Source organism: Synechococcus sp. UW105, assembly GCF_900473935.1.
GTDB lineage: Bacteria > Cyanobacteriota > Cyanobacteriia > PCC-6307 > Cyanobiaceae > Synechococcus_C.
In genome coordinates this window covers 104,232-116,050 of the sequence record NZ_UCNN01000030.1, presented here as the reverse complement: position 1 = coordinate 116,050, position 11,819 = coordinate 104,232, and the positions used below count along the sequence as shown (strand labels likewise).

General features: G+C 56.2%; 12 protein-coding genes. 9 read left to right on the top strand and 3 right to left on the bottom strand.

Features of this window, described 5'->3' with window-relative positions; genetic code table 11:
• Positions 1-46 precede the first annotated feature (46 nt).
• The 3 genes from DXY16_RS12890 to psaK all read left to right on the top strand — a co-directional run bounded on the left by DXY16_RS12890 (position 47) and on the right by psaK (position 1,033).
• Positions 47-385 (top strand): DUF2499 domain-containing protein, encoded by a 339-nt coding sequence (locus tag DXY16_RS12890; protein WP_115121557.1) that lies wholly within the window; start codon positions 47-49, stop codon positions 383-385.
• Positions 382-711 (top strand): DUF3593 domain-containing protein, encoded by a 330-nt coding sequence (locus DXY16_RS12885; protein WP_115121556.1) that lies wholly within the window; start codon positions 382-384, stop codon positions 709-711. Before DXY16_RS12890 ends, DXY16_RS12885 begins: the two co-directional genes overlap by 4 nt.
• Before the next feature lie 64 nt (positions 712-775).
• Entirely contained in the window at positions 776-1,033 is a 258-nt protein-coding gene (gene psaK / locus DXY16_RS12880; protein ID WP_115015005.1) for a photosystem I reaction center subunit PsaK, read from the top strand.
• A 96-nt stretch (positions 1,034-1,129) separates the two neighbouring features.
• Here psaK and dxs read toward each other — a convergent pair whose 3' ends face one another.
• On the bottom strand, positions 1,130-3,064 hold the full coding sequence (dxs, locus tag DXY16_RS12875) for a 1-deoxy-D-xylulose-5-phosphate synthase (RefSeq protein ID WP_115121555.1): 1,935 nt from the start codon (positions 3,062-3,064) through the stop codon (positions 1,130-1,132).
• Between the two features lie 68 nt (positions 3,065-3,132).
• On the opposite strand from dxs, the gene ilvA reads away from it, so the two are divergent.
• The 3 genes from ilvA to DXY16_RS12860 are packed head-to-tail and all read left to right on the top strand — an operon-like array spanning position 3,133 to position 5,595.
• Positions 3,133-4,680, top strand: a complete 1,548-nt coding sequence (ilvA, locus tag DXY16_RS12870) for a threonine ammonia-lyase, biosynthetic (RefSeq protein WP_115121554.1) — start codon at positions 3,133-3,135, stop codon at positions 4,678-4,680.
• A gap of 44 nt (positions 4,681-4,724) precedes the next feature.
• Positions 4,725-5,258 carry an SMC-Scp complex subunit ScpB gene (gene scpB, locus DXY16_RS12865; RefSeq protein ID WP_115121553.1) on the top strand — a complete coding sequence of 178 codons (534 nt, stop codon included), beginning with the start codon at positions 4,725-4,727 and terminating at the stop codon, positions 5,256-5,258.
• Positions 5,259-5,283: 25 nt separating this feature from the next.
• Positions 5,284-5,595: a YggT family protein gene (locus DXY16_RS12860; RefSeq protein ID WP_115121552.1), complete on the top strand. Its 312-nt coding sequence runs from the start codon at positions 5,284-5,286 to the stop codon at positions 5,593-5,595.
• Positions 5,596-5,618: 23 nt separating this feature from the next.
• Here the strand turns inward: DXY16_RS12860 and DXY16_RS12855 are convergent, their stop codons facing one another.
• Positions 5,619-5,948, bottom strand: coding sequence for a nucleoside triphosphate pyrophosphohydrolase family protein (locus DXY16_RS12855; RefSeq protein ID WP_115121774.1), 330 nt, complete (start codon positions 5,946-5,948; stop codon positions 5,619-5,621).
• 89 nt (positions 5,949-6,037) lie between these two features.
• Between DXY16_RS12855 and pyk the strand changes: the two genes are divergently transcribed.
• The 3 genes from pyk (at position 6,038) to ftsH (ending at position 11,044) form a co-directional block, all read left to right on the top strand.
• A complete protein-coding gene (gene pyk / locus DXY16_RS12850; RefSeq protein WP_115121551.1) occupies positions 6,038-7,804 on the top strand; it encodes a pyruvate kinase in 1,767 nt (588 codons plus the stop codon).
• A 10-nt stretch (positions 7,805-7,814) separates the two neighbouring features.
• Positions 7,815-9,044, top strand: coding sequence for an ABC transporter permease (locus DXY16_RS12845; protein WP_115121550.1), 1,230 nt, complete (start codon positions 7,815-7,817; stop codon positions 9,042-9,044).
• Between the two features lie 83 nt (positions 9,045-9,127).
• Positions 9,128-11,044 (top strand): ATP-dependent zinc metalloprotease FtsH, encoded by a 1,917-nt coding sequence (ftsH, locus tag DXY16_RS12840; protein ID WP_115121549.1) that lies wholly within the window; start codon positions 9,128-9,130, stop codon positions 11,042-11,044.
• Between the two features lie 130 nt (positions 11,045-11,174).
• Here the strand turns inward: ftsH and clpP are convergent, their stop codons facing one another.
• Positions 11,175-11,765, bottom strand: coding sequence for an ATP-dependent Clp endopeptidase proteolytic subunit ClpP (gene clpP / locus DXY16_RS12835; RefSeq protein ID WP_115014987.1), 591 nt, complete (start codon positions 11,763-11,765; stop codon positions 11,175-11,177).
• Positions 11,766-11,819: the final 54 nt, after the last annotated feature.

The following is an 11,819-nucleotide window of genomic DNA, read 5'->3' as shown; positions in this document are numbered from 1 at the left end:
TATCGACCGCTAGCAAGTTCTAGGCTCGCATCAACCACAGGCTTCGATGCACGCCTTGTCTCTTGGCACATGGTGGATCCATGTGGCCTCCGTTCTTGAATGGATTGCTGCGATTGCCTTGCTGCAGCGTCAGGCACAACGGGAGGGCAAACCAGCCCTGCTTTGGCTTGCCTTGGCAATGACTCCAGCCCTGGTGAGTGCCATGGCTGCATGTACCTGGCATTTTTTCGATAACAGCGAACAGTTGCGCGGACTAGTGGTGCTTCAGGCTGGCTGCACAGCGCTTGGCAATGCTTGCCTGGCACTGGCGGCGTGGAATCTGCTGCGCAGGGAACGGATGGATTCCCCTGCGGGTCATGCGAACGAGGGGGACCACGCAGCATGATCAACTGGATCACACAGCTCTCAGCGGTTGACCCAAGCCTGTTCTTTGCAGGCTCACTGCTGCCCTATCTGCTGTTTCTGCATTGGCTCGGTCAATGCAAGAGCGTGCATCGCTTCACCCAACTCGGTTTTCGTCTGACCCTCCTGTTTGTTGCCGTCACGATTGCAGCAGCAATCATTGCTCTGCGTTATTTCGATTCAGAACTCGTGGCAGTCGATCGTCTCCACGGCGGAGCGGAGGCCTTCCTGACCCTGAGCAATGCGCTGATCGTTGCCGGCTTGATGCAGCGTCTCAACCAACACGGATCACAAGGCGCGGGTGAATAACTCTTACGAGACTGCGAAGAGTGCTGCCTGAAAGCGGAAAATACGGTGTCTCTTCAGGGTTTGCATGTTCTCCCCGCTTCTAGCCATCGCTCCCGCCTCCTTCTCCTGGTCGCCGAAGGTTGCCCTGGTGATGATTCTGTGCAACGTCATCGCTATTGGCGTCGGCAAGGCGACTATCAAGCACCCCTCTGAGGGCGCAGGTCTTCCTGGCTCCAAATACTTCGGTGGATTTGGCCATGCAGCCATGCTCGGCACCACCAGCCTGGGTCACATCATCGGAATCGGTGCAATCCAAGGTCTGGCTGCCCGCGGCATTCTCTGAGGAGATGCAACCTTGGGGCTTTTTGCCCCTCTTAAACCCATGAGAAAAGATCAGCCCTTAGGGCTGGTCTTTTTTTTTTGTATCTGAGCTTTCCCGTCAGCGCTTAAGAAGTGACGGGGTCTCAGGAGTGGTGCCGGTTTTGCTGGCTTCCCATTCAAACCGATTGCAAATCCGTTCTTTCATTTGCTCCGGGGTAAGACCAAGAGCTTCAAAACTCTGTTGGGGAGTGGCATGATCCACCAATTGATCAGGGATGCCCAAACGGAGAAGAGGCAGCATCAAATCGTGATCGCTCAAGGATTCGAGCAGGGCAGCACCAAAACCTCCAGACAAGGCCCCTTCCTCCATCGTCACAACCTTGCCGATGCGACGGGCTAACGGATGAATCAGTGCTTCATCCAGAGGCCGCAGGAAGCGTGCATTCACCACCGTGGCTTCGATGCCACTGGCTCGAAGTAAATCAGCTGTGGCCAAGGCACGGCTGACCATGGAGCCATAGGCAACGATGAGCAAATCATCGCCACTGCAGAGCGTTTCTCCACAACCGATCGGCAGGGGTTCCCAGCCTTCCTCCATCAGCGGCACTCCTTCTCCGGGACCACGGGGGATGCGCAAAGCCGCAGGGCCGTCATGCTGTAGGCAGGTGACCAGCATCCGCTGTAATTCGGCCTCATCACGAGGAGCCATCACCGTGAAATTCGGAATGGCGCGGAAATAACTGATGTCGTACTGGCCCTGGTGGGTTGGGCCATCAGCTCCAACAATGCCAGCACGATCGAGCACAAAGGTGACCGGTAGTTTTTGAATGCCGATGTCATGAATCAGCTGGTCGAACGCTCGCTGCAAGAACGTGCTGTAGATAGCAACGACTGGTTTGAGACCCTGACAGGCCATGCCACCAGCAAGGGTGACTGCATGCTGCTCGGCGATCCCAACATCGACGTATTGAGCAGGGATCGCCTTCTGCAGGATGTCAAGACCCGTTCCCGTGGCCATGGCGGCAGTGATGCCGATCACGGTTGAATCCTGTTCGCAGAGCTTGACGAGAGTTTGGCCAAACACCTTGCTGTAGCTAGGCGGTTTTGGGGTCTTACTCGGACGAGCTTTGCCAGTGTCCAAGTCGAATGCCGACTGGGCGTGGTAACCGACTTGGTCAGCTTCCGCATAGGGATATCCCTTGCCCTTGGTGGTCACCACATGCACCATCACCGGGCCTCCAACGCGATGCGCGGCCTGGAAGGTGCGGGTCATTTCCGAGATGTCATGACCATCAATCGGACCCATATAGGTGAAGCCCAGCTCCTCAAACACAGCACCAACCTTCGGCACAGCAAGACGGCGCATGCTCTCCTTGAGTCGGTTCAGTTCGGGAGGGAGCTCTCCGCCCATGAAGGGGAGATGCTTCATGCTCTCTTCCACACTGCCTGAGAGAAACTGCATGGGGGGACTCAGCCGCATGCGATTGAGATAGGTCGACAGGGCCCCAACAGGAGGGGAAATCGACATGTCGTTGTCGTTGAGAACCACCAGAAGTGGTGTGTTCGGCAGGTGTCCAGCATGGTTAATCGCCTCGAGGGCCATGCCTCCAGTCAGTGCGCCATCGCCAATCACAGCGACGCATTTGTAGGACTCACCACGACGGTCTCTGGCGATGGCCATCCCCAGCGCTGCGGAGATGGAAGTACTGGCGTGTCCTGCCCCGAAATGGTCGAAATGACTTTCACAACGTTTGAGGTAACCAGCCACACCGCCTTGCTGACGCAAGGTATGAAAATCGCCATAGCGACCGGTGATCAATTTGTGTGGATAGGCCTGGTGCCCTACATCCCAGACAACCTTGTCGTGATCGAGATCAAGGGTCTGATAGAGCGCGAGAGTGAGTTCCACCACCCCCAGACCCGGCCCCAGATGTCCACCACTGTTGGACACGACCTCGAGATGACGTTCGCGGATCTGCGCGGCAATCTCCTCCAGCTCCAGCCCAGACAAACCGTGCAGCTGATTCGGATGGGTCAACTCGCTGAGATGCATGCCCTTCCACCGACCGTTCTAGGCAATCTACGGGGCCCCCGGCAGCAGCGGCGAGCCAGACTGCTCTGATGGATCACTACCTGCCTCGCATTCTTCGAGCACGTGTCTATGACGTGGCCCGGGAGACGCCGCTAGAGCAAGCGATCAGCCTGAGCCGCCGACTCAATAACGACATCTGGTTCAAGCGCGAAGACCTCCAACCCGTCTTCTCGTTCAAGTTGCGTGGCGCATACAACCGCATGGCCCAGCTCAGTGCTGAAGAGCTCGAGCGGGGAGTGATCGCCTCCAGTGCCGGGAACCATGCCCAGGGCGTGGCACTGAGCGCCCAGCAGCTTCAGTGCAAGGCGCTGATTGTGATGCCGATCACCACTCCAGTGGTGAAGGTGGAGGCCGTGCGCAACCGAGGCGCAGAGGTCGTGCTGCATGGCGAGACCTACGACGAGGCCTACGCGGAAGCCAAACGACGAAGCGAAGACGAGGGTCTCTGTTTCATTCATCCTTTTGATGATCCCGAGGTGATTGCGGGTCAAGGCACGATTGGGATGGAAATTCTGCGCCAAATCCCCCAGCCTCCCCACGCGATTTATGTGGCTGTCGGTGGTGGTGGCCTCATCGGAGGTATCGCCGCTTACGTGAAGAGCCTTTGGCCGGATGTGCAGGTGATTGGCGTTGAACCCCATGACGCTGCCGCCATGACCCTTTCCCTCGAGGCCGGTGAGCGGATCCGTCTTCCACAGGTGGGCCTGTTCGCCGATGGCGTGGCCGTTCGCCAGGTCGGAGAAAACACCTTCGCCCTCGCACAACGCTATGTCGACGCGATGGTGACGGTGGGAACCGATGAGATCTGTGCCGCGATTAAGGATGTTTTTGAAGACACCCGTTCGATCCTTGAACCAGCAGGTGCCTTAGCCATCGCTGGCCTCAAAGCCGATGTAGCGCGCCGTGGTTTGAAGAATCAGGTTCTGGTGGCAGTCGCCTGCGGTGCCAACATGAACTTCGATCGGTTGCGTTTCGTGGCCGAGCGGGCGGAGCTCGGTGAAGAGCGAGAAGCGATGCTCGCCGTGCAGATACCGGAGAGAGCCGGGAGCCTTAGAGCGCTGTGCGAGTGCCTCGATCGCCGCAGCCTCACCGAATTCAGTTACCGCATGAGTGACGGACCTCAGGCTCAGATCTTCATGGGAGTTCAAGTGCAGAACCATGAAGACCGACGAGCCTTAATCCAATTACTGCAGAACCAAGGATTCAGCTGCCAAGACCTCAGTGATGATGAATTGGCCAAGGTGCATCTACGTCACATGGTGGGGGGACGACTACCCGCCTCGGCCCAATGCAAACAGGATGATGGCTGTCTTGAACTGTTGTATCGATTTGAATTCCCTGAGCGTCCGGGAGCCCTGATGACGTTTGTCACCGCGCTTCGGCCGGAATGGACCATCAGCATTTTCCACTACCGCAATCACGGAGCTGATGTCGGACGAATCGTGGTTGGGGTGTTGGTGAAACAGTCGGAACTCGACGACTGGAACAACTTCCTCAGGGATGTTGGGTATCCGAGCTGGGAGGAAACTGGCAACCCCGCATACCGTCTCTTCCTTGGGCAGTCAACACCTGGCTGATGTCAGAACAGGCGATAGTTTGAAGCGTTGATCGCCAAAGCGTGATGGCAGAGCCGCTGCAAATCTCATTGCCTGCACGGCTCGAGGCGATTCTTTACCTCAAAGGCACCCCAGTCAGCCTGAACGAACTGGCACGTTTGGCGGACACATCTGAACAACAGGTTGAACAGGCCATGTTGGCCTTGGAAGCGAGTTATGCCCAGCGGGACACAGCGTTAGACATCGTGGTGGGCAGCGGCACCTACAGCCTTCAACTCCGGGCTGGCCTTGGGGAACTGGTGCGGGATCTCCTACCCGTCAATCTCTCCACAGCAGCACTGCGAACGCTCGCCACCATTGCTCTGAAGAAGCGGATCCTCCAATCAGACCTTGTCGACTTGCGTGGTTCTGGTGCCTATGACCACATCAAGGAGCTTCTCGCTCAGAACTTCATCGAACGCAAACGGCAAAGTGAAGGGCGGTCCTACTGGATCAACCTCACGGATAAGTTCCATCGCACCTTCTCTGTGCTGCCAACCACAGGGCCTGAAGAGGTTGAAGCGCCTTCACTTCAAGCCGAATCAACGCAGGCTGCATAAAGTTGAGACTTCTGCGCAGAACACCATGTCGGCCGAAGTGATCGGATATCTCGTCAATCTCCTTGGTGTGATCTCCAGCGCACTGGAGATCTACTTTTATGTGCTTGTGATCAGAGTGCTCCTCAGCTGGTTCCCGAATGTGGACCAGAGCAATCCACTGATCAGCACGCTCAGCTCGATCACCGATCCTTATTTGAATGCCTTCCGGGGGATCATCCCTCCCCTTGGCGGCCTCGATCTCTCAGCGATCCTGGCCTTTATTGCTCTGAACGTTTTTCAGTGGGCCCTCGGCAATGCCCAGATGGCACTGCTGAACAGCCCATCGTTCTACAGCTGATTGAGAAAGGCAGAAGAGAGCGATCAGCGACTGTCTCCACTGCCTGAGAGCTTGCCTCGCTGCGCTCTGCTCGCCAACTTCCCGAGGTTTGCCTCGGCGACCTCCTCGAGGCTTAAACCCAATTCACTCGACAGCTGGGCCACGTACCAAAGCACGTCACCCAACTCAAGCTTGATCGCGTTGCGCACTTCAAGATCAAAAGCACCACCGTTGTCCCTCAGCACCTTCTTGACCTTGTCAGCCACCTCACCGGCTTCTCCAGCGAGTCCAAGCGTGGGGTAAATCGGATTGGAGCCCACGTCTGGATATCGGGCCGTTTTACGAGCCTCGTTCTGATAACGATTGAGCTCCATCAAGCGCTGTCCTGATTCGTTGACATCCAAGACCATCATTGGCCCGAACTGTCTGGAGGGTAGATTCCGCTGTGTTTCCGGCCCGGTGGATGGCTCACATCGATCTTTCCCGTAGAACCAAGATCGTGGCCACCATCGGTCCTGCCACAGAAAGCCCTGAACGTCTGAGGCAGCTCATTGAGGCTGGTGCGACTACGTTCCGCCTCAACTTCTCCCACGGCGACCACAGCGAACACGCCACCCGTATTGCCACGATCCGTCAGGTGGCATCAGAACTGGGTCAGCACATTGGGATCCTTCAGGATCTCCAGGGGCCAAAGATTCGCCTGGGTCGCTTCGCCGATGGGCCGATCACTCTGGCCAATGGAGATCCATTTACCCTCACATCCCGATCGGTGAGCTGCAATCAGAGCATTGCCACGGTCACTTACGACAAACTTGCCGACGAGGTCACCGCAGGTAGCCGCATCCTGCTCGATGACGGCAGGGTGGAGATGAAGGTCGACACGGTGGAACAATCCGAGCAGACCTTGCACTGCACAGTCACCGTTGGTGGTGTCCTGTCCAATAACAAAGGGGTCAATTTCCCCGATGTGCAGTTGTCTGTTCGGGCATTGACCGACAAAGACCGCACTGACCTGGCCTTCGGATTGCAGCAAGGGGTTGACTGGGTTGCACTCAGTTTTGTTCGTAATCCCTCAGACATGCAGGAGATTCGCGAACTGATCCGCAAGCACGGGCACACCACCCCAGTGGTCGCAAAGATCGAGAAGTTCGAAGCGATTGATCAGATCGATGCCATCCTTCCTCTCTGTGATGGCGTGATGGTGGCTCGGGGTGACCTTGGGGTCGAAATGCCTGCAGAAGAAGTTCCCCTGTTGCAGAAAGATCTGATTCAGAAAGCCAACAGCCTTGGCATTCCGATCATTACCGCCACCCAGATGCTCGACTCGATGGCAGCGAGTCCTCGTCCAACCCGTGCCGAGGTCAGCGACGTGGCCAACGCCATTCTCGACGGTACTGACGCAGTGATGCTCTCCAATGAGACCGCTGTGGGCGATTTCCCAGTCGAGGCAGTGGAAACCATGGCCACCATTGCCCGTCGCATCGAGAAGGACTACCCGCAGCGCAGCATCGATAGTCATCTGCCCAGCACAATTCCCAATGCCATCAGCAGCGCAGTCAGCACAATTGCCAGCCAACTGAATGCAGCGGCGATCCTTCCACTCACCAAAAGCGGCTCGACAGCACACAACGTGAGCAAATTTCGCCCAGCTGCTCCGATCCTGGCCATCACCAGTGAGATCGGCGTGGCACGCAAGCTGCAGCTGGTGTGGGGAGTCACCCCATTATTGATTCATCAACAGAAGAGCACCACTGGCACGTTCAGTACGGCCATGGGCATCGCCCAAGATCTGGGCTGGCTGAAGGAGGGAGATCTTGTTGTTCAGACCGCAGGCACACTCCCAGAAGTGTCGGGTTCAACCGACCTGGTCAAAGTAGGCATCGTCAGTGCTGTGCTTGGACGCGGCCAAGGAATCGGTACCGGAACAGTGAGTGGCAAGGTTCGCCTTGCCCAATGCCCAGGGGATACCTGCAAGATTGAAAAGGGTGAAATTCTTGTGGTGCGTGACACCGACGCAGATGATCTTGATGCGATCCGTGAGGCCTCTGCAATCGTCACTGAAGAGCCTGCCGAGACATCGCATGCAGCGGTGATTGCCAAGCGGCTTGGGATCCCGGTCATCACGGGAGTCTCCAATGCAACTCGAGACTTGCTACAGGGCGAGGTCGTCACCATCCAGGTGAAGGACGGTCTCGTCCACCGCGGCACCAGCAGCAACACAGCGATCTGATTGTTTGCCTATGGCACGCAAGCTGCCACTGAACGAAACCGTTGGCATGGCCCTCAACACCCTGAGAGCCAATCGACTGCGCAGCTTGCTGACGATGCTCGGGATCGTGATTGGCAATGCATCGGTGATCACCCTGGTCGGTGTCGGCCGTGGTGCGCAGAATCTGGCTGAAGAACAGCTGAGCAATCTTGGAGCCAATGTGCTCTTTGTTGTGCCTGGCAACAATGACGCCCGACGCCGGGGGGTCGCCTTTCCTAAAACCCTGGTGCTTGAAGACTCTGAGGCAATTGCAGAGCAGGTGCCCAGTGTGAAGCGTGTGGCACCTCAGATCTCCACCACCGCAGTTGTGCAAGCCGGATCACGTAGTTCCAGCAGCTCGATTTCTGGAGTCACTCCAGCCTTCTTACCCGTACGCAGCTTCGAAGTTGCTCGAGGTCGCTTCATCAGCCAACAAGATTTACGCAGCGCCCGCAGTGTCGTTGTGATTGGCCCGGATCTGCGCGACAAACTGTTCCCGACAGGACAAGCGATTGGTCAGAGCCTTCGCATCAAGGACCAGAGCTTCAGCGTGATCGGAGTGATGGCACCCAAAGGGGCGGTTTTCGGGAACAACCAAGACGAAAACGCCTATATCCCTCTCTCAACCATGGTGAGTCGTTTAACCGGCAGGGACCCGACCTACGGCGTGAGCCTCAGCTTCATCAGCGTCGAAGCTCTGGATGAGGCCAGCACAGGAGCGGCGAAGTTTCAGATCACCAATCTTCTACGCCAGCGCCATCGCATTCTTCGTGATGATGATTTCGCTGTGCGGTCGCAGAAGGATGCGCTCACGATTGTCAGCACCATCACTGGGGGCCTCACGTTGATGCTGGCTGCGATCGGCGGCGTTTCGTTACTGGTCGGAGGAATTGGAATCATGAATATCATGCTCGTCTCGGTCAGTGAACGCACCGAGGAGATAGGCCTTCGCAAGGCTCTTGGAGCACGCAGTTCCGATGTGCTCAGCCAGTTCCTGGTCGAATCGCTCGTGCTGGCAACACTGGGTGGTGTGATTGGCACAGCCACCGGACTCGGCACCGTTGCGGTGGTGGCGGCTCTAACACCACTGCCAGCAACCATTGGAGCATCGGTTGTCTTGGTGACTGTGACCCTGTCCGGATCAATCGGGCTGTTCTTCGGGGTGATTCCGGCCCGTCGGGCTGCTCGTCTTGACCCCATCGTTGCCCTGCGCAGCCTCTGAAGCCATCCGACTGACGGATCTGGCCATAAAGCCGGCATTTGTGCATTCGCAACTCTTAAAGTCGACACACTTTCGTATCTTCCATGAATCAACGCTGGCGTCAGATCGCTCTCTGGATTCTTCCCATCGGCGTTGCGTTGCTTCTGGGTTGGCAGCTAATCGGTAGCGGTGGGCTCCAGGCTCTTAACCCCAATCAAACGACAGAGGCCCCTCGGAATGCCGCCGTTGGTCGCATGGGTTATGGGCGTTTTCTCGATGCCGTGGAAGCGGGACGAATCACAGCGGTGGATATCTATGACGGGGGCCGCAATGCCGTTGTCGAAACTGTTGACCCTGAAATCGACAACCGTGTACAGCGTCTCCGCGTTGATCTGCCTGGCCTTGCACCAGAGCTGATCAATACGTTGAAAGAGGAGGGAATCAGCTTTGATATTCACCCTCCCCGCACGGCCCCACCTGCCTTGGGCTTGCTAGGGAACCTGCTCTTCCCTTTGCTTCTGATCGGTTCGCTGATCTTCCTTGCTCGTCGTTCGAATGGGATGCCGGGAGGGCCAGGTCAGGCCATGCAGTTCGGCAAGACCAAGGCCCGTTTTGCCATGGAGGCAGAGACAGGAGTCAAATTTGATGATGTCGCTGGCGTTGCAGAAGCCAAGCAAGACCTGCAGGAAGTCGTCACTTTCCTCAAGCAACCGGAACGATTCACGTCAGTTGGAGCCCAAATCCCTAAAGGCGTTTTGCTTGTTGGCCCCCCTGGAACCGGCAAAACACTGCTCGCCAAGGCCATTGCTGGCGAAGCAGGAGTTCCCTTTTTCTCGCTCTCTGGTTCTGAATTTGTTGAGATGTTTGTGGGTGTGGGCGCCAGTCGCGTTCGCGACCTTTTCAAACGCGCAAAGGAAAACAGCCCTTGCTTGATTTTCATCGACGAGATTGATGCTGTCGGTCGCCAACGCGGTGCTGGTATCGGCGGCGGTAACGACGAACGAGAGCAAACCCTGAACCAGCTTCTCACTGAGATGGATGGCTTCGAGGGCAACAGCGGCATCATCATTTTGGCGGCGACCAACCGCCCCGATGTCCTGGATTCAGCCTTGATGCGTCCAGGCAGGTTTGATCGCCAGGTGAGCGTCGACGCACCAGACATCAAAGGCAGACTTTCGATTCTCGAAGTGCATGCCCGTAACAAAAAGATCGATGCTGAACTCTCGCTTGAGAGCATTGCCCGACGCACGCCTGGCTTCACCGGGGCTGATCTTGCCAACCTTCTCAATGAGGCAGCGATTCTCACTGCACGCCGCCGCAAAGATTGCATCGGTCTCAGTGAAATCGATGATGCCGTTGATCGGATCATTGCAGGAATGGAGGGGCAGCCCCTCACCGATGGCCGCAGCAAGAGGTTGATCGCCTATCACGAAGTGGGTCATGCCCTGGTTGGAACATTGGTCAAAGCCCATGACCCTGTCCAAAAGGTCACGCTGATTCCGAGAGGGCAGGCACAAGGGCTGACTTGGTTCTCGCCGGATGAAGAGCAGATGCTTGTATCTCGTGCTCAATTGAAGGCCCGCATTATGGGAGCGCTCGGAGGTCGCGCAGCGGAGGATGTCGTCTTCGGCTACGAGGAAGTCACCACAGGGGCTGGTGGAGACATTCAACAGGTTGCATCGATGGCCAGGCAAATGGTCACACGGTTTGGCATGTCTGATCTGGGACCTGTTGCGCTAGAGGGAGGCAACCAAGAGGTGTTTCTCGGCCGAGATTTGATGACTCGTAGTGACATCTCTGATGCAATTTCCAAACAGATTGATGAGCAAGTTCGTGCAATGGTGAAGCGCTGCTATGAACAAACCGTGGAACTAGTGGCTGAGCATCGGGAAGCAATGGATCAACTCGTCGAGCGATTGATCGAGATCGAAACCATGGATGGTGATGAATTCCGAGCCTTGGTTTCAGAGTTCACCACAATTCCAGACAAAGAGCGCACAGTCCCCATTCTCGACAACTAAGGGATTCTCCCTTTCGGCCTCAAAAAAACATGACCGAGCAAAAAAAACCCCGCAAACGCGGGGTTTTTTTTTCATCCAAATCAGTTGAAGAACCGCAACCTCAGTCTGAGTTCTAAGACTGAGTCAACAACTAGACCGAGTGAACAGGACGCCGATCAATCACGGAGTCGATCAGACCGTAGTCAACAGCCTCTTGAGGTGACATAAAGAAATCGCGATCAGTATCCAACTGAATCTTGTCAAGAGGTTGAGAGGTGCGATCAGACAACTCTCTATTGAGCTTGTCTTTAAGGAATAGAATTTCATCCGCTTGGATACGGATATCACTAGCCTGACCGCTTGCGCCACCAAGTGGCTGGTGAATCATGATTCGGGAGTGACGCAGGCTGCTTCTTTTCCCCTTAGTGCCAGCACAGAGCAAAAACGCACCCATGCTGGCGGCGAGGCCAACACAGACTGTATGAACGTCAGGTTTGATGTGCTGAATGGTATCGAATATGCCTAATCCGTCATAAACCGATCCACCAGGAGAATTGATATAGAGGTAGATATCCTTTTCAGGATCCTCTGCTTCCAGAAAAAGAAGCTGAGCAACGATGCGATTGGCAGAGTCACTGGTGACTGGCTCTCCCAAAAAAACAATCCGCTCTCGAAGCAATCGGGAATAGATATCGAAGGCCCTCTCACCCCGGCCTGATTCTTCGATCACGATCGGGATCATGTTGCTCTGCTGGTGGTTGCCGTAATCCTAACGGCGGCTTCAGCGGCGCTAGGG